This is a genomic window from Rubripirellula lacrimiformis (assembly GCF_007741535.1).
Taxonomy (GTDB): Bacteria; Planctomycetota; Planctomycetia; order Pirellulales; family Pirellulaceae; genus Rubripirellula; species Rubripirellula lacrimiformis.
Genome location: NZ_CP036525.1, coordinates 5,860,412 through 5,878,722 on the forward strand (window position 1 = coordinate 5,860,412; position 18,311 = coordinate 5,878,722).

Here is an 18,311-nt window from a genome sequence, read left to right on the forward strand (position 1 = left end):
ATCCCCGAAGCGTCAAGAATCGGGTTCGGGAATTCTGGCGAATCCCACGACGGTGGTTGTTTCTTAGTCTTCCACGGTTTCGCGGACGACTTCGTCGAGGGTGGTGATTCCGTCGGCGGCAACCGCCATGCCAAAGTCACGCAGCGAGACCATGCCGGCCTTCTCTGCCTCGACTCGCAAATCATCGGTCGATGCGTTGTTGAGAACCATTTCCCGAATCACGTCGTTCAAAATCATCAGTTCAAACAGAGCGATCCGGCCCTTGTAGCCCGTGTTGTTGCAGGCGTCACAACCGGTGCCCTTGAAGAACTTTTTGTTCTTGATCGTGTCCTTGTCGATGCCCAGGTCAAACATCTGAGCCGAGCTGACCTTCGCTTCTTCGCGGCACTTGGTGCAGATCCGGCGCACCAACCGCTGAGCCAAGATGGCTTCGACTGTCGCACAGATCATGAAGGGCTGGATGCCCATGTCTTTCAACCGAGTCACGGTCGCCGCAGCACTGTTGGTGTGCAACGTGCTGAACACCAAGTGGCCGGTCAGAGCCGCTTGGATGGCGATCTCGGCAGTCTCTAAGTCACGAATTTCGCCCACCAGAATCGTGTCCGGATCCTGACGCAAAATCGCTCGCAAACAGGACGCGAACGTGACGCCAACATCCGAGTCGATCGGAATTTGGATGATGCCGTCGATGTCATATTCGACGGGGTCTTCGGTGGTGATCAGCTTGTCCTCGATGCTGTTCAATTCGGACAGCGATGAATACAGCGTGGTCGTCTTGCCCGATCCCGTCGGCCCGGTGACCAGCACAATGCCGTTGGGACGATCGATCGCGGCGCGAAACCGTGACATCATGTCTTCGTCCATGCCCACGTTTTCAAGCGACAGGTTGACCACCGATCGGTCCAACACTCGCATGACGACCGATTCGCCGAAGATCGTCGGCAACACCGAAACGCGAAGGTCGACCGGGTGGCCACCCACCATCAATTCGATCCGACCGTCCTGGGGCATGCGGCGTTCAGCGATGTCCAGGTCGGCCATCACCTTGATCCGAGTGGTGATCGCAAACGCCAAGTGACGCGGCGGCGGAACCATTTCGTAAAGCACGCCTTCGGCCTTGATCCGAATCCGAAATTCATCTTCGAACGGTTCAAAGTGAATGTCCGACGCGTGATCCTTGATCGCCAACAACAACACCATGTTCAACAGCTTTCGAACCGGCGCCGAATCGGCCAACGCCTCGGCGTCGGTGATGTTGAACTTCTCGCTTTCCAGCGCCGAAATCATCGACCTCAGTTCTTCGTCCTCGGACAAAGACTGAACCAGCTTTTCAACGCTCTCCGATTCACTGTCGTAGTACCGCGTGATCGTCTGCAGGACGTCGCGTTCGGTGGCGACCACCATTTCGATTTCGTAACCCAAGAACGTTCGCAGTTCGTCTTGGATCGTCAGGTTCTGTGGATCACAGGTGGCGACGGTCAGCGTGTTTCGCCCCTCGTCAAAGGCCAGCGGAACGATGCGGTACAACTGCGCCATCGTCTCGGTAATCTTCTCTAGCACACCATCATCAAACTTCGCCTCTTCCAGCGCGACCGTCTGCATGCCCATCTGCTCGGCCAACGCCTGAATCAGCTGTTCATCCGTGATCAACTGCATGTCTTCGGCGATCTTGCCCAACAGCGTGCCGGGCTGTTGTTCCTGTTCCTCTAGGATGATCGTCAGCTGTTCGTCGGTCATGAACCCGAGGTCGACCAGAATCTGTCCGATGCGTCGTGCAGCCATGAAAGAAGAGGGGGGTTAGAGGGGGTTCGGAATGTAGGTTTCAGGTCACAGCACAGCGGGAACCGCGCCACCGGATCGAGCGACATCAGTGGCTCGGTCGCGGCACGGGCCGCCGGACTATCGTTCGTCTTCTTGAATCGGAATCGGTTCTTCGCCTTCGCCGCGACGGCTACTGACGATCCGTTTGGCCAAGTCGTCTGGACGGTGGGCTTTGCCCAACACGTCTTCGAGCGTGCACAGTTCTTTCTTCCACAGGTCAAACAGCGTGTCGTCCATCAACTGCATGCCGAACTTGGCACCCGTCTGCATAGCACTATTGATCCGGAATGTTTTGTTTTCGCGAATCAGGTTCGAAATCCCTGGCGTCACCACCAACACTTCGTAAGCCGCGACACGTCCGCCACCAATCTTGGGCAACAGCGTCTGGGCCACCACGCCGATCAGCGTCGATGCCAACTGAGTCCGGATTTGGTCCTGCAGGTTCCCGGGGAACGCATCGATGATCCGGTTGACCGTGCCCTGTGCACTGTTGGTGTGCAGAGTGCCGAACACCACGTGACCGGTTTCCGCCGCACTGATGGCCGCTTCGATGGTTTCCAAGTCACGAAGCTCGCCGACCAGGATCACGTCCGGGTCCTGACGCAACGCCCGACGAATCGCTTCGCTAAAACTGGGCACGTCGACGCCAACTTCGCGCTGGTTGATCGTCGATTCTTTGTGGTCGTGATAAAATTCGATCGGGTCTTCGATCGTGATGATGTGGTGGTCAATCGTCTCATTCAACAGGTTGATCAACGAAGCCAAAGTCGTCGATTTCCCCGAACCGGTCGGCCCGGTCACCAAGAACAACCCCCGCGGGCGGTGCACCATTTTGATGACAGACTCGGGCAGCCCCAACTGTTCGGGCGTCAGCTTGTCGTTGGGGATCTGCCGCAGCACCATCGAAATGAAGCCACGCTGCTTGAACACCGACACGCGGAATCGAGCCAGATCGCCGAACGCGAACCCAAAGTCAGTCGAACCGGCTTCCTGAAGTTCACGCTGGCACCGTTCGGGCGTGATCGACTTCATCAAATTGACGGCATCTTCGCCTTCCAATGTCTTGGTTTCTAGCTTCCGCATCCGACCGTGCAAACGGAACACGGGTGGCTGGCCAACGACAATGTGAATGTCGCTGACGCCTTGCTTGATCGCAGCCTGCAACAGTTTGTCGATCAGGACAGTTGCCATAGTGAATTCGCCAGTAACCGTAAGATGCGAGTGGATGGGAACGAATAACGGGTGGGCCCGCAACTTCGCTTGCGGGTGCGACGCCGCCCAAGCGGTCACCACAAAGGGCGACCCAAATCGGCGGAACATGATCTGCGACCGTGACCGCAGACCCACTTGATTGATTGCAATGGATTGAGATAAGAGCCGAATCGGGATGGCCTTCTTGGCCTCCGTTCGACAATCCCATTATTGCTATGAAACTGGCAGAGGAAAGAAAAACTGCCGTTGGAAGGCCGGAAGGAGCAGAAAAGGGCTCGAAGGACGTGAAACGATCGGACCATCCAGCACCACGCAGAAAGCCCTTCGGACCACTCTGCCGCGGGGAACGCCACCTAACCCTGCAAACGGCACCCGAGCCGTGATCAGGCCGCCTGAAATGACATCAAACCGACCACACCCGCGGCCCGCAAACCAGTGTCTGCGGGGCCTTTGCGACGTGCGATCCCCGGCGGATTACAGCGAATCCAAGTCGCCGACGATGTGAGCAAACGCGAGGTGCTCCTGCTCGGTCTTTTTCGCCACTCGATAGACCTCGTCAAAGGTGGTGATTCCACGCGTCGCCTTCAGCATTCCATCGGCGTAAAGCGTTGACATACCGTTCTTTATGGCTTCGATCCGAATCTCTTTCGTGCTGGTTCCCTTGAACATCATTTCACGCAGTTTGCCGTTGACCAGCATCAGCTCGTAGATCCCGATCCGGCCCCGATATCCGGTGCGTCCACAGTAGGCACATCCCTTGCCGCGAGCGAACTGAGCCTGCTTGATCATCTCTGGCGGCAACCCGGTTTCCTCCAACACCGCAGCGGACGGTTTGAACGGCACCTTGCAGCGGGGGCAAATCGTCCGCACCAACCGCTGGGCCAACACCGCGATGACCGAACTTGCCACCATATAGGAGGGGACACCGATGTCCACCATCCGTGATATAGAACTGGGCGCATCGTTCGTGTGCAGGGTACTGAATACCAGGTGTCCAGTAAGTGAGGCCTGGATTCCCATCGATGCGGTCTCGTGATCCCGCATTTCCCCCACCAGGATGATATTGGGAGCTTGGCGGAGCATGGCGCGAATGATCAGGGCGAAGTCCAGCCCGATGCCGTGCTTCACTTCGACCTGATTGATACCCGGCAGGTAGTATTCGACCGGGTCTTCGGCGGTGATCACTTTGCGGTCGGGACGGTTCAGCGCGTTCAGTGCCGCGTACAGTGTGGTGGTCTTTCCCGACCCGGTCGGGCCGGTGACCAGGATGATGCCGTTGGGGCGGCGGATTAGCGAGTTGAAGTTTCGGAAGTCGCGTTCGGACAAACCCAACTGGCGAACGCCAACTTTGATGTTGTCCTTATCCAACAGCCGCATCACGCAGCTGGACCCGTGATTGGTGGGGATGATGGACACCCGAAGGTCAAGCTGCTTGTCGCCGACGGTGATCTTGATTCGACCGTCGGTGGGGCGTCGTTTTTCCGAGATATCGATTTTGGCCAGGATCTTGATGCGGGCGATGATCGCCGTCAGCATCCGCCGGGGTGCGTTTTCGCGTTCGACGCAAACGCCGTCAATTCGATAACGGATTCGCACACGATCTTCGAACGGTTCGACGTGGATATCCGAGGCCCTCAACTGGACGGCCTCTTGGATCATCAGGTTGACCAGTCGGATCACGGGAGCCGAGTTGTCGTCGACTTCCTCGCTGCCCCCGCCCATTTCGCCGTCGGAGTCGGTTTCGGTGAAGTCGATCGCCGTATCGGTGAACTCTTGCAACATCGAGTCGGCGGACTCACCTTCGACCTGCCCGTAGTACTTGTTGATCGCCCCCAGGATGGCTCCCTTGGGTGCCAGGGCGGTTTCGATCTTACGATTCAGGATGAACCGCAGTTTTTCGATCGTTTCCAAGTCAAAGGGGTCGGCGATCAGAATTCGTAGGGCCCCGTCTTCTTCGCTGAACGGGATCACGGTGTTTTCGCGAGCGACCGATTCGGGGACCAATTCGATCACTTCGTCGGCGATCGCGACGCTGCGGAGGTCCACATAGGGGATTTTATGGAACTTCGCCATCGCCTTGGCGACTTCTTCTGGCGTGGCGTATTCCATCTGGATCAAAACGTCGCCGACGTCGGCGTTGGTCGTTTTGGCGACCCCCTCAGCTTCGCTCAACTGATCAAGGCTGATCACGCCGGCCTTTAGTAGCAGGTCGGTGAAGTCTTGCATCGCTTGGCTCATGGCGTGGGGTCCTATGGAATGGAGATGGACGAAGAGAGGATTCGGGCCGCGGGAGCATTCGGGCCGTAAATTGCCGTCATTCGTCTAGGATACCATCGGGATCGGCAAAGGTGGCATGCCAAGTTGTGCGGAAGATCCCTGATCGGCACCGCCGGTACGGCTGGGACAGGCCGACGTGGGATTCGGAGGGATTTCGTCGGATGGAGGGGGGGGAAGGGGACTTCTGGTGAAGTCCACGACGATCATCCGTGAATCCGAACAGGGTGTTGCGATTCGGACGATGGCGGCGGCTTAGAGCAGCTTCATGAATTCTCGCATCCAGGCCGGATGGGCGGGCCAGGCGGGGGCAGTGACCAGATTTCCGTCGACGTGCGCCGAATCCATCGTGGCAGCGGGTGTGACGTAGGTGCCGCCGCCAGCGGTGATTTCCGGAGCAACCGCGGGATAACAACTGCAGTGGCGATCCGCCAACACTCCGGCAGCCGCCAAGATCTGAGGCCCGTGACAGATCGCAGCAATCGGCTTCTTGGCGTCGGCGAAATGACGAACGATCTGCAGCACACGTTCGTTCAGACGCAGGTATTCGGGAGCTCGCCCGCCGGGGATCACCAACGCGTCGTACGTTTCGGGATCGATCGTGGCAAAATCGGCGGTGACCGCAAATCGGTGACCGGGCTTCTCGGAGTACGTTTGATGGCCTTCGAAGTCGTGGATCGCCGTGGCCACCGAGTCGCCCGCGGTCTTGTCCGGACAAACAGTGTCCACGCTGTGCCCGGCGCACAACAGGATTTGATAGGGGACCATGGCTTCGTAGTCTTCGACAAAGTCGCCGACGATCATCAGCAAACGCTTGGACATCGATTTTCCTGGGGTATGAACGGTTCCGGGGGGATTGGGACGCTAGCTGACCGTCGCCAACCCGGCCTATCGGCAGGTTCGACAGATCGGCCAGCGCATCGGGCCGGCAATCAAGATAACCGGTGGCACCGATTCCCGGTGGCACCCAGCTCAGTCGACCCCAGTTCAATTCAATCGACCACGGCTCAATCGACCACGGCAAACCGCCACCACCCAACGGGGCACTGCGACCCGCACATTGGGAATTTCCGGCTCAAAGGCCAAGGATCGTTTAGAACCTAGAAAACGCAGGTTCTTTCGTTCGCCGACCACCGTGCAGTTAGTTAAACTAGGGTATGGCTGCCCGGGTTGCGATGTCGCGATCCACCGCTGACTGCCGTCACCTCCCTTTCGCACCGGCTGCGATGGACTCGCCGAGTCGGGTGTTGGTGGGTCCAGCAGGTATGGATTCCCGATCTGGGGGACCCGACATCATCCGGCCCCAGCCCGCTTGTCCCGGGACCAGTTTTCTCTCTTCCTTTTCGCCTGATCACGAATCGTCATGCATCGATTGCTCATTCTGATTTGTCTCGCCGCAGCATTGCCCAGCCAGTTCGGTCCCCGCTGTAGCGCCGATGAAACATTGATGCCACCGGAAGTTGCTGCGCAGCTTGGCCTGGTCGAATCATGGCAGCGAGCGATCGCGACTCCGTACGGGGAAGCATCGATCGTCGACCAAGTGTTGAACGTGGATCCCGAAAACCCTCACGTGTACGTCGAAATCGTGGATTCGGCCAGCGTGGCCAACGCACCCACCGACAAAGAAGCCGGCGCCGACAAACCAAGTGCGGCTGCCGCCAAACCTGCGGCCGCCCCGGGCGATGCCAGCAGCCCGGCATCGGACGGCAACGCATCAGACGGCAAGGCATCGGGCAAACCCGACAACGCCAAAGTGTTGATGCGAATCGCCGTCGGCACGCCGGATCGTCTGGGCAACCCGATGCAGAAGAAAGAAGCCGAGCGGTTGGCAAGCAATGAAATCCGCCGACTCAAACGCCGCGGAATCGAAGCGGAAATGCGGACCACCGAAGTGGCTCGCGTGACCCTGTATTCGATTTCCGAAGACGGGACGCTGGAAGCACGCGATTCGGAAACCGGCCGTGTGCAGTGGCTAGCCCAAGTGGGCAACTCGCAATTGCCGTACGGTCAATTGGGAGTAACCGATCAATACTTGACCGTGATCAACGGCGGAAACCTGATCCAAGTCAACGCCACCAGTGGCGAAGTGATCAAAGAAATCCGAACCGTCAGCCCGCCACAGTTCGGCGCCGTCAGCGCCGGCGACAACACGATGGTGATCACCGTTGGCGGCGGCATCGAATCGTATTCATTGACCGATCAACTGGCCGAACCCTTCATCGGAGCAGTGGCTGGACGCGCCCTGGCGCCACCTCGACAAGCCCCGGGTTCTTCGCGAATCGCATGGGCCACCGACCAAGGTCTGGTCTATGTGATCGACATGATGGGAACACCATCGATCTTGTTTCGTCTGCAAACCGACGGGCTGGTCACCAGCCGAATCCGAGCGATCGAAGGCAACCGATTCTTTTTCGCAACCGACCATGGTCAAGCCTATGGATTGCGAGCGACGCGGAGCGGCGAAGTGATGTGGTCGGTCCCGTTCGGCGAACCGTTCTTTGAAGTCCCCTTGGTCGCCGGCGAAGGCGTGTTGATGTTGTCGACCTTTGGCCGTTTGCATTCGCTACGCGTCGACAATGGCGACGTGATGTGGGACGAACCGGCGTCGGAGATTGCCAAACTGATCGGTTGCTTGGGCGAGCGAATTTTTGCACGCACGATTGGCGGATCTTTGCGAGTGCTGGACCTGAAGACCGGCAAAACGATCGGCACCTACCCGCAGGTTCGTCCGGGACGTTTGCTGCCCAACACCAAAACCAATCGGCTGTATTTTGTCAGCGATTCAGGTGCGGTTCAGTGCCTGCGTCCGATCGACTCGGAACTGCCATCGTTCAACGTCGCTCCCGACCCCCAACCGCTCGAAGAAGCCGGATCAAAGGACAAGCAAGGCAAGGCAAAGGACTCGTCGAGCCCCTTTACGCCGGCCGGTCAAGATCCGTTCGGTGCATCGAAGGATCCCTTCGGCGCCGGCAGCGACCCGTTCGGTGGCGGCGATGCATCCGACCCGTTCGGTGGCGGCGATGCATCCGACCCATTCGGCGGCGGCGATGCGATGGCAGACCCCTTTGGCAGCGACCCGTTCGGAAACTAACGCGGCGGACCTAAAGCGGACCTTCGTTCCCCGGTCTCTAGGTAGCCATGCCTGGGCGGGGCATGCCTTGCGCGGCTACCCCCCCCCCCCCCCCCCTAAGCCGCGACGACACCTCCAGCGCCGGCTGGCGAACCAGCTGTCCCGGCACGCGTGCGCCACGCGCGAATTGGCGGCCCGGCGAATTGGCGGCCCGGCGAACTGGCGGCCCGGCCCCCCGATCCCCGACCATTCCGCCAGCGCGTGGACGCTTGGGCGGTTGAAATTCGCCCATGGATCTGGCGATTTAGCGAATCCAATCGCAAAGCACTGCGGTTTTCGGGTTCCCAATCCGCGGCCTATAGCAGAGCCAATTCTGCCGCTATCCATCGCAAGCGTTCGCTATCACGCCCTTTTCGGAGGAAAACTGCTCGGCAGAGCAAGTTTTCTTTTGACCTTGTCGCGATGCCGTGTAAATCGATAGATAGTGCTGACGAATCCGCGAGGGCTGTCCCTTGGAAGCCTTTTACGTTCAGGATTCGCACCTTCATTTTCTGGGACCTCGACCTGGCGGTCGAACTACGACGATGACGACCATTGAAATCCAAAATCGTGATCAAAGATTGCGAGACAAGATTGACGGCGTGCTGCGATTTGACAATCAGCTGGCACCCTACGCCGATCAATTGAACGTGACGATCGAATCGTCGCGGATCGTTGTCGACGGCAATCTTCCGACACCGTCGTTGGTGGACGAATTGATCCCAGCGATCCGCCGCGCGGGCGTGCTGAGCCAAGTCTGCAACAACGTCGCAGTCGCGCAGTAGCCCCCACACAGCACGACTGCCAGGCAGCTCCACCCCGCAGCCTGCCCCCCCACCCGCGTCCGAATGCACTGCCAGAAACCTCGACCTACCGCTGCGCGCGATGGCAACTCGTACTCGCGCCCGCGCTTCCTGGCCACGCCTCGCCCCAAAGCCCCAGCCCAAACCGAATGATTCTGTGGGTGGGCGGTATCTATGGCATTTCGAGGCACGGGACTAAGCTATTTCGGTAATCTCCAACCCGAGCCGCCGGAAGACCAAGGTGTCCGACTCCATGCCCACCCCCATGAAGAAGAACTCGCCCGCCGACTTGGAAGTCAAAGATGCCCAGCTGATCTTCAATTCGGTCTGGAAGGAAATGGAGGACCTGCGCGGACGCAGCCAGATGCGATTCCCGCAAGAACTGATCCTGCTTGGCGGGGCCCCCGGTGCCGGGAAGGGCACCAACACCGACTTCATTCGCGAAGTGCGCGACATCACGACCGATCCGATCGTCGTCAGCGAACTGCTGAACAGCCCCGAGGCTCGCGCGATCAAGGCTCAGGGCGGCATGGTGGGCGACCGCGAGGCGGTGCGGATCGTGTTCCGCGAACTGCTGGACCCTAAATATCAAAGCGGTGCGATCCTGGACGGGTTCCCACGCACCAAGGTCCAGGTCGAATGCCTGAAACTATTGTTCGATGAAATGGTTGGCCTGCGCCGCGAGTTCGCCGAGTCGGCTGATTCGTCCAGTTTCAAACAACCAATCTTTCACATCCTATTGCTGTTCGTCGACGAAGCCGAAAGCGTCCGTCGTCAACTCAAACGGGGCCGGCAAACGATCGCGCATAACGAGTCGGCCGAACGTCCAGCCGACGGCGTGCTGATGGATGAACGGCCCACGGACTTTAGCGAAGAACTAGCCCGCAATCGGTACCGCGTCTTCAAAGAACGCACCTACGATGCGTTGGTCTCGCTGAAGCAGATTTTCCACTACCACTTCATCAACGCCCAAGCGCCGCTGGAAGTGGTCCAGGAAAACATCCTGCGAGAACTCGAATACCAGAGTTCGCTAGAACTGGACCCGCGGACCTTCCACACACTGCGCAGCATCCCGCTGGCCAGCGAGATTGTCAGCCATGCGCGTCGCGAATTAGTGACCCGGCTGGATGCGTATGAAATGGAACAACCCGACCTCTTTCACCAGGTCGTCGACGAGATCGAACGGAAGATGATGCCGATCGTTGTCCGCCACGCCATTTCAGGCCGAGCGAACATCAACTCCGAAGAAACGATCTGGGAAGAACCCGATGCGTTGGCAATGCTGATCGACGTTTTCTCCGAACGCGGATTTCACGCCACTGTCGACATCACTCGTCACAACGTGCCCATTCGATTCGACCTAAAAACCGGCGACATCGAATACCAGCCGCGGAAGGTCTATCACATCGACGTCAGGTTCAAAGGATCGGAAATCCGCCGCGGCTAGTCCGCGTCGACCACCAAGGGCGCGGATAACGGTCTGCCACACAGTGGCGATTCCCCACTGCCGTGGATCTTGATCCGCTGTGTCACTGGCCAAGGTGTCACTGGCCAAGGTGTCACTGGCGGGGTGTCACTGGCCGGGCGTCACTGGCCGGGCGTCAATCAACCGGTGGTCGAGACCACCGGCACTTGGCGCTGTCGTCCCTCCGGGACTTCGATCGATTACCTGGGCTGCTTGGACTGCATCCACAGGGCGTATTCTTCGATCGTGATCTTACCGTCTCGGTTGGCATCGGCTGCTGCTGGGCTCATCAGCATCGATTCCCATTCCGATGGGGTCAGCGCGTCGTCGTTGTTCTTGTCGTATCGTGACACGATCCGAGCGACCAATTTGACGTACTTCGGATCGGCTTTGCCGCCCGCGACCGGTGCGGCAGGGCTAGCCGAATCCGATGAACTGGATCCGGACGACGCCGCACTGGACGATGTGGATGCGACCGAGCCGCTGGACATCTGCGACGCTGGCCCCTCCTCGACCGCTCGCAGCGATTCGTCCGCGGTGATCACGCCGTCACGGTTGAAGTCGGAATCGAAGAAACGGCGGACCGTCTCGTCATTCCAATCGGTGGCAAACTCGGCCATCGTAACTTGCCCGTCGCTGTTGGCATCCAGATCGGTAAAGTAGCCGGGCAGACCTTCGGGCTTGGAACGGCCGGAGGTGACTCGGTACGAATTGCGTCCGTTGTAAACGTCGACGATTTCGCCGCTGCCTTCTTCTTTTCTTCCGCGGCGGTCGTCTCGCTTGGATTTCTTGGCGTCTTCTTCGCCCTGACGTCGACGGGCATAGCGAACCGCCAACTCGTCCAGCGACAACTTCCCGTCCTTGTTGCGGTCAAAGTCCATCGGGTTTCCGGAAAACCGGCTGGACACTTCTTCTTTATCGACCATGCCGTTTCGGTTGCGGTCGTAACGTCGCATCGTTTCCGAAGCTTCTTTGCGATCAGCGTCCGTCACCGGCACCGACAACATCTCGGCTTTGGGGCCGAACCCCATCAACAGCGACGCTTCGACTTCCTCGCCGAACCCGGGCACCAGCAATTCCGGGATCAGCGCTTCGTCAGCAGCCGATCGACCGTCATTGGAACTGCCACCGCGGGAACTCGAATCTCCACCGCCACGCATTTTCTCGAACGCATCTTTGATTTTCGAGATTGGGATCGGCTTGCCTGGTTTGATCGACGGATCGGATTGTTGCATCCGTCCGATCAGGAACTGAGCCGGGCCCTGCTGTTCGTCGGGGTCCAGAACACCATTTTTGTTGGCGTCCAGTCGATCCATGATCGAACTGGGGTCGAAACCACCGCGTGATCCACGATCGCCGCCGGGAGGGCCACCACGCCCACCACCGCCGCCGCGATCACCACCGCCCGGGAATCCGCCGCCTCCACGATCACCACCACCGGGAGGGCCACCGCGTCCACCACGATCTCCCCCTCGGTCACCGCCGCCAAACGGCGGCTGAGCCAGCGCGGTGATGGATGCGGACAGGGTCAGGACCAAAAAGGTCAATGTGCGTGTGTTCATACTCATTTAAACCAAACGCAACCGCCAAAGTTTCGTCGAAAAGTTTGTCTCAATCGCCAAGACAACCCGGCTATTGTACATGGGTTAGCATAAGGGACGCCGGATTTGGCCTGGACCATTCGATCCGGCGGAAACGGCAGCCCCCCCCAAACGTGCATTTCTAACTTCTCGGAGCCCTCGGCTGATGCGTTCGATCATCGTTTCCCTGATGTCTTGCTTGATCCTTTCAAGCATCCCCACCGCCTGGTCAACCGCCGCAGAGATGCCGGCCACACCGAAGCGACCCGGCGTGAAACCGCGGAACGTCATTTTTGTCCTGACCGATGACCATCGCTATGACGCGATGGGGTTCATGGGACACCCATTTCTGGAAACCCCGAACCTGGACCAACTGGCCTCCGGCGGCGTGCACCTGAAGAATGCGTTTGTCACCACGTCGCTGTGTTCGCCCAGCCGTGCGTCGATCTTGACCGGTTTGTACACCCACAAACACCGCGTGATCGACAACAACCGGCTGGTGCCCGAGGGCACGGTCTTCTTTCCTCAGTATCTGCAGCGCGCCGGCTATTCGACTGCCTACATCGGCAAGTGGCACATGGGCGCCGCCAACGACGACCCGCGTCCCGGTTTCGACCACTGGATCAGTTTCCGCGGCCAGGGCAACTACTTGCCGCCCGGCCCCAAATACACGCTGAACGTTAACGGGGAACGAGTCAAACAGAAGGGTTACATCACTGACGAAATGACCGACTACGCGGTCGATTGGTTGGAACAACAAAAGGATTCCGACAAGCCGTTTTTCATGTACCTGTCGCACAAAGCGGTGCACAGCAACTTTACGCCTGCCGAGCGACATAAAGATCGATATGCCAACGCCGACCTTAGCTTCCTGCCACGCGGCGAAGGCATCGACGCGGAAAACAATTCACCGCGTTGGGTCCGCGACCAACGCAACAGTTGGCACGGGATCGACTTCAGCTATCACAGCGACAACGGACTGGATTATCTGTACCGCCGCTACTGCGAATCGCTGTTGGCGGTCGACGACAGTGTCGGTCGAGTGATGGAGCAGCTGAAAAAGATGGGCGTCCATGACGAAACCCTGGTCATCTACATGGGCGACAACGGGTTCATGTGGGGCGAACACGGCCTGATCGACAAACGAGTGTCGTACGAAGAATCGATGCGAGTGCCGATGATGATGCATTGCCCCGACCTTTACGAAGGCGGCAAAGTGGTCCAGCAAGTGATCGGCAACATCGATGTCGGCCCCACCGTGCTGCACGCCGCCGGACTGGAAACCCCTGACTACATCGACGGCACCAGTTTCTTGGACTTGCCCAACCAACCGACGATGGATTGGCGAAAGAACTTTCTGTACGTGTACTACTGGGAAAAGAACTTCCCCCAGACACCGACTCAGTTCGCGCTCCGCGGCGATCGCTTCAAGTACATCACGTACTACGGGCTGTGGGACACCGACGAACTGTACGACCTGACGACGGACCCGGGCGAAAAGAAAAACCTGCTGCACGATCCCGCGTACAAGTCGGTCGCGAAAGAAATGGAAACCGAACTGTACCGGATGCTAGGTGACGCCGGCGGGATGGACATCCCAATGAACCAACCCAAAGGCAATTCGCAGAACAAGCGTTGGTCCGAAAAAGGCGGAAACGAATCCGCCGACTTCCCGGCCGCGATGGTGGTCGAAGAACCGGCCAACCAAGAAGCGAAGTAACCAGCCGCACCCGAGTCGCTCCGCCCCCCTGTCTCGCTTAGCCGTGTGCGCCAACCGTCCGCAGGACGTACACGCGGCGGACGACGCCCCACCGATCGTACACGTGGTGCATGACCGCACCGCACGGGTCGTACATGTGGTGCATGACCGCCACCATCGTTTAACCGCATGCCCAACGGGCCGCGCGTTTCCTAACGTGGACGCGCGGGGCGATGCCCACGCTGTGAAACGATTGGGACGCACCGGGTCGTACACGTGGTGCATGACCGCCACCATCGTTTAACCGCGTGCCCAGCGGGCCGCGCGTTTCCGGCACGTGGACGCGCGGGGCGATGCCCACGCGGTTAAACGATTGGGAGCACCGGGTCGTACATAAGTGCATGCCCGCCACCATCGTTTAACCGCGTGCCCAGCGGGCCGCGCGTTTCCTGCACGTGGACGCGCGGGGCGATGCCCACGCGGTTAAACGATTGGGCGCACCGGGTCGTACATGTGTGCATGCCCGCCACCATCGTTTAGCCGCGTGCCCAGCGGGCCGCGCGTTTCCTGCACGTGGACGCGCGGGGCGATGCCCACGCGGTGAAACGATGGGGCGATCGGGTCGTACATGTGGTGCATGACCGCCACCTGTCGTTTAACCGCATGCCCAACGGGCCGCGCGTTTCCTGCACGTGGACGCGCGGGGCGATGCCCACGCGGTGAAACGATGGGGCGCACCGGGTCGTACGTGTGGTGCATGACCGCACCGATCGTTTAACCGCATGCCCAGCGGGCCGCGCGTTTCCTGCACGTGGACGCACGGGGCGATGCCCACGCGGTGAAACGATTGGGCGATCGGGTCGCACACGTGGTGCATGACCGCACCTGTCGGGTCGTACACGTGGTGCATGACCGCACCTGTCGGGTCGTACGGGTGGTGCATGACCGCACCTGTCGGGGCGTACGTGTGGTGCATGACCGCACCTGTCGGGGCGTACGTGCGGTGCATGACCGCAGCGATCGGGTTGTACGTGTGCGTTGAGCGATTGGGCTGCGGGGCGTTGGCCGGTGCGGCTAGACTAGCGTGCTACGAAGATCGTTTCCGCCGGGGCGATGACGACTCGGTAGGTGTTGCGGCCGTCCACGATGGGGACCGACAACTGGACGGGCGGTCCGATGGCTTGGCCGGTGTACCCCAGCGACTGCATTGCAACCTCGTGGTCGCCGGCAGGCAATTCGGCGCGGAAGACTTGAATCTCGCGTGGCAGCAGCCCCCAGCACCGGGTATCCGCTTTCTCGGACCCTGCCCACGCGGATGCGGCGGCAAAGTGAAACAGTGTTCCGGCGGTCCCATCCAGGCCTAGTGAATCGCCGACTTTGGCCACCGTGGCTTCCTTGGTGGTGCGGCGCACGACCGCGCGAGCGATCGTCCAAGGCATCTCGGCTTCGACTTGCCGGATGGCCAAATCCCCCACATCGGTCAGCGTCTGAGTGGCTCCCAGCAATTGGCCGCCGGTGCGAATTCCGATGGCGGCAATCGGTGACGGTGGGATGTGGACTTCGGGAACTTTGACCGATGCGATGTTCGGCAGTACCGGTCCGTTGACCCGTTTGCCATCGGGACCATCGGTCTCGTTGGTCTCGGCATTCAACACCGCCGACGCGATCGACAGCGCTGTCGATGTGGTTTGGGCAACGGTTTCTCGCAGCACCGGCCCGCGTCCGACACAGGCGATCACGTACAGAACACCGTGGCCGGCACTGCTGTGCGCACCACCGCTGGCTCTTGCAATATCCTCGGCGGCCGGTGCGAAGTGAGGGGCCGCGGCGCTGACCAATCGATAGGCGTTCTCGGCGTCGTCGAAATCGTGGTGAGTGGCTTCGCGCAGGACGCCACGCAGGTACGGTGCCAGCGCGATCGGCTGATACAGTTGGTCGGCCGACGGGATCCCTCGATCGGCAGCCGCCTGTTGCAGCTCGCTCTGTTTCTTGGCTGCTTGCAACGAATAGCTTTCGGCATCAATGGCGTCTCCCGCCAAAGAACACACCGACAACATCGCACGGACCATGACCTCTTCGTAGCCGGCCGGTCGATACATTCGCGCCCGGTCATCGGTCACGACCGAAGCCGCTTCGCCAACGATCGACAACTTCGGCAATTGATCGAACTTGTCACGCATTTTGCGCAACCTAGCTTCGGCCGAATCGATGTCACCGGACGTCAATTCGACGATCGCCAGATCCAAGGCCGCCGTATCGGAAGACCGGCTACGTTTTTCGGCAAACGCTGTCAGCGTCTGATCCGCCGTTTGCAGATCGCCAGCGGTGTACGCCGCGCGTGCATGTTCGATCGTTTTGACCGAACGTGCGCACCCGGTCGGCAACCCGACGATGGCGATAACGATCAGCACCAGCCACCGCCGTGGGCGTAACTGGCAGCGGCAATCTCTAGCCATCGGCTTGATCAAACGGACCCCAATTCCACCATTTGCCCGCACGCGTCTTGCTGTAACCTTTGCGGATCTTGGCCGACTCTTTCAGAAAATCGCCACTGTGCAGGTTCACCATTTCCAGCGTCAACGTATAGTCGCGCTGGCTGCTCTTGTTGCGATCCGTCGTCCCACTGGTGATGGTTGCGTACAACAGATAATCGACCGGGGTGCCCTGCCGTCCCAAAGTTGCGGCGAACAGGTCACGGTTATTGGGCAGGAACAGTGCGTCTGGACGAAGCCGAGTTTCGACCAGGGCCGCGTCGATCATCCGGCGACTGATGCCGCGAAAGGTTTCCGCCGAATTGATCTGGCTGTCGATCTGTTCATAGATCTGGTCCTTGAAGTCACCCAGTTCTTCGGCACTCTTGTTTTCGATCCCGACGAAACAGACCGTCGCTGGTCCGGTCGCGAGCGCCGAACCGATGGTGCTGCCATCGACGGGCATCCCATCGACCGACTGGAATCCGACCGTCTGGATCGCGGGCGGGCAGCGGCCCAACAGTTTGGCAACCGATTCTTCCACCAATGGGTTCCAGGTCGCGGCGCCGGCGGCGTGGCTGCCCACCATGTCTTGATCATTGCTGGCCAACAGGTGGCCGTATTGTCGACCCGCACATCCGGGGGCCCCGATCGCGGCGATCGAGACCGATGTGGTGACCAGGGCGGTGGTAATCCAGCTGCGATTTCGCGTCATCGATCTATTTTTCCCAAAAATTTCGGGGGGACTTAGCTGACAGGGGCCCGACAGGGCCACGGACCGAGCAATCGGGGGCTTGAAACGATCCACTAAAGCTCGCAAAAGCTCGCCCCAGCGGTGGATATCAAAAATTCGTAGCAAGAATTGCGGTTACTCGGCTTGTCGGCTGCTGGCGAGGTATCAAAATGTGCGATCCGTGGCCCAGACCAGAATTCGTTTCGGTTTCGTATCCGAGCTCGCTTTACCGCGAAATCGGATCACCATCGGTCTCGGCCGCGTTGCCAAATGCGGAACCCAATCCCACACAATCGATACCTCCGTTACGGACTGATCGGCCTTTTCAGCGGGTAGTCGTTGAAAATATCGGAACGATCGAGACAATCAACCGAGAACACCGAACCCACCCGTATCGCCCAAAGCACGCAAAGCCCTTCGCTGGTAACCTGGCCATGGCGTTATCGCCAATGTCCATCCCATCGATCGCCGGTTGCTTTTCGTCTGCCGCACCCCTTCGACACTTTCCTGTAAGACCTCGCTCATGACTGTTGCTGCCCTTCCGAACGTTGCCGAATCGGACATTGTCCCGAACGCAGCGCTGGGGTTCGAGACGACTTTGCCATCCACCATTTCTGGACCAGCTGTCGTTTCGCCGCTGACGGGAGCCCCCGTAGTCCTGACGCCGGTTGCGATACTCGGCGACGACGATAGCGACGATGACGTGGACAGCGACGACGATAGCGATTCAGATTCCGACTCGGATCCCAATACGGATCCGGGCGAAGAGGTGGACGACAAGGACGATCTGTCCGAAGACGATGACCTCGACGAATTCGACGACATCGACGAAGACGATTTCGACGACAACTTTGACGACGATTTCGAAGAAGAACTCGAAGACGATTACGAAATCGAAATCGAAGACGAAATCAGCGCCGAATTCGGGCTCAACAGCACCGACACCGAGGAAGACGAAGAACTCGACGATGATATCGACGACGACCTCGACGAATTCGAAGACTTCGAAAACGTCGACTGAGGGCGGGCAGTCGATAGAGAGAGTCGTTCGCCGAAGGTTCGTTTCAGAACCTGCACCTGTACTAAAACTCGTACTCTTTCCGCGGTGCGACGATCAAGCGTGGCCGCGTGAGTTGGGTTTTAC

At 59.4% G+C, this 18,311-nt stretch carries 12 protein-coding genes; 5 read left to right on the plus strand and 7 right to left on the minus strand.

Features of this window, described 5'->3' with window-relative positions; all coding sequences use genetic code 11:
- Positions 1-63: 63 nt before the first annotated feature.
- The 4 genes from K227x_RS20455 to K227x_RS20470 all read right to left on the minus strand — a co-directional run bounded on the left by K227x_RS20455 (position 64) and on the right by K227x_RS20470 (position 6,129).
- Positions 64-1,782, minus strand: coding sequence for a GspE/PulE family protein (locus tag K227x_RS20455; RefSeq protein WP_145172441.1), 1,719 nt, complete (start codon positions 1,780-1,782; stop codon positions 64-66).
- Between the two features lie 117 nt (positions 1,783-1,899).
- Positions 1,900-3,012, minus strand: a complete 1,113-nt coding sequence (locus K227x_RS20460; RefSeq protein WP_145172443.1) for a type IV pilus twitching motility protein PilT — start codon at positions 3,010-3,012, stop codon at positions 1,900-1,902.
- A gap of 495 nt (positions 3,013-3,507) precedes the next feature.
- Positions 3,508-5,271: a GspE/PulE family protein gene (locus tag K227x_RS20465; protein WP_145172445.1), complete on the minus strand. Its 1,764-nt coding sequence runs from the start codon at positions 5,269-5,271 to the stop codon at positions 3,508-3,510.
- Positions 5,272-5,562: 291 nt separating this feature from the next.
- Entirely contained in the window at positions 5,563-6,129 is a 567-nt protein-coding gene (locus K227x_RS20470; protein WP_145172447.1) for a DJ-1/PfpI family protein, read from the minus strand.
- Positions 6,130-6,670: 541 nt separating this feature from the next.
- Here K227x_RS20470 and K227x_RS20475 point away from each other — a divergent pair.
- From K227x_RS20475 to K227x_RS20485, 3 genes are all read left to right on the plus strand, one after another.
- On the plus strand, positions 6,671-8,398 hold the full coding sequence (locus tag K227x_RS20475; protein WP_145172449.1) for an outer membrane protein assembly factor BamB family protein: 1,728 nt from the start codon (positions 6,671-6,673) through the stop codon (positions 8,396-8,398).
- A gap of 563 nt (positions 8,399-8,961) precedes the next feature.
- Positions 8,962-9,201: a hypothetical protein gene (locus tag K227x_RS20480; RefSeq protein WP_246145997.1), complete on the plus strand. Its 240-nt coding sequence runs from the start codon at positions 8,962-8,964 to the stop codon at positions 9,199-9,201.
- 271 nt (positions 9,202-9,472) lie between these two features.
- On the plus strand, positions 9,473-10,666 hold the full coding sequence (locus K227x_RS20485) for a nucleoside monophosphate kinase (protein ID WP_145172451.1): 1,194 nt from the start codon (positions 9,473-9,475) through the stop codon (positions 10,664-10,666).
- 218 nt (positions 10,667-10,884) lie between these two features.
- On the opposite strand, the gene K227x_RS20490 is transcribed toward K227x_RS20485, so the two are convergent.
- Positions 10,885-12,246: an EF-hand domain-containing protein gene (locus tag K227x_RS20490; protein WP_145172453.1), complete on the minus strand. Its 1,362-nt coding sequence runs from the start codon at positions 12,244-12,246 to the stop codon at positions 10,885-10,887.
- A 208-nt stretch (positions 12,247-12,454) separates the two neighbouring features.
- On the opposite strand from K227x_RS20490, the gene K227x_RS20495 reads away from it, so the two are divergent.
- Entirely contained in the window at positions 12,455-13,984 is a 1,530-nt protein-coding gene (locus tag K227x_RS20495; RefSeq protein WP_246146864.1) for a sulfatase family protein, read from the plus strand.
- A gap of 1,058 nt (positions 13,985-15,042) precedes the next feature.
- Here the strand turns inward: K227x_RS20495 and K227x_RS20500 are convergent.
- Together K227x_RS20500 and K227x_RS20505 are read right to left on the minus strand one after the other, a co-directional pair.
- The gene (locus K227x_RS20500; protein ID WP_246145998.1) at positions 15,043-16,374 is read right to left on the minus strand and encodes a hypothetical protein; all 1,332 of its coding nucleotides are present in this window, start codon (positions 16,372-16,374) and stop codon (positions 15,043-15,045) included.
- Between the two features lie 37 nt (positions 16,375-16,411).
- Positions 16,412-17,149 carry a penicillin-binding protein activator LpoB gene (locus K227x_RS20505; RefSeq protein WP_145172457.1) on the minus strand — a complete coding sequence of 246 codons (738 nt, stop codon included), beginning with the start codon at positions 17,147-17,149 and terminating at the stop codon, positions 16,412-16,414.
- A gap of 541 nt (positions 17,150-17,690) precedes the next feature.
- On the opposite strand from K227x_RS20505, the gene K227x_RS20510 reads away from it, so the two are divergent.
- Positions 17,691-18,188 (plus strand): hypothetical protein, encoded by a 498-nt coding sequence (locus K227x_RS20510; protein WP_145172459.1) that lies wholly within the window; start codon positions 17,691-17,693, stop codon positions 18,186-18,188.
- The last annotated feature ends 123 nt before the right edge of the window (positions 18,189-18,311 follow it).

Coding starts and splice junctions, on each gene's coding strand:
- K227x_RS20455 (WP_145172441.1), bottom strand. CDS start 1,782: ATGGCTGCACGACGCATCGGACAGATTCTGGTCGACCTCGGGTTCATG.
- K227x_RS20460 (WP_145172443.1), bottom strand. CDS start 3,012: ATGGCAACTGTCCTGATCGACAAACTGTTGCAGGCTGCGATCAAGCAA.
- K227x_RS20465 (WP_145172445.1), bottom strand. CDS start 5,271: ATGAGCCAAGCGATGCAAGACTTCACCGACCTGCTACTAAAGGCCGGC.
- K227x_RS20470 (WP_145172447.1), bottom strand. CDS start 6,129: ATGTCCAAGCGTTTGCTGATGATCGTCGGCGACTTTGTCGAAGACTAC.
- K227x_RS20475 (WP_145172449.1), top strand. CDS start 6,671: ATGCATCGATTGCTCATTCTGATTTGTCTCGCCGCAGCATTGCCCAGC.
- K227x_RS20480 (WP_246145997.1), top strand. CDS start 8,962: ATGACGACCATTGAAATCCAAAATCGTGATCAAAGATTGCGAGACAAG.
- K227x_RS20485 (WP_145172451.1), top strand. CDS start 9,473: ATGCCCACCCCCATGAAGAAGAACTCGCCCGCCGACTTGGAAGTCAAA.
- K227x_RS20490 (WP_145172453.1), bottom strand. CDS start 12,246: ATGAACACACGCACATTGACCTTTTTGGTCCTGACCCTGTCCGCATCC.
- K227x_RS20495 (WP_246146864.1), top strand. CDS start 12,455: ATGTCTTGCTTGATCCTTTCAAGCATCCCCACCGCCTGGTCAACCGCC.
- K227x_RS20505 (WP_145172457.1), bottom strand. CDS start 17,149: ATGACGCGAAATCGCAGCTGGATTACCACCGCCCTGGTCACCACATCG.
- K227x_RS20510 (WP_145172459.1), top strand. CDS start 17,691: ATGACTGTTGCTGCCCTTCCGAACGTTGCCGAATCGGACATTGTCCCG.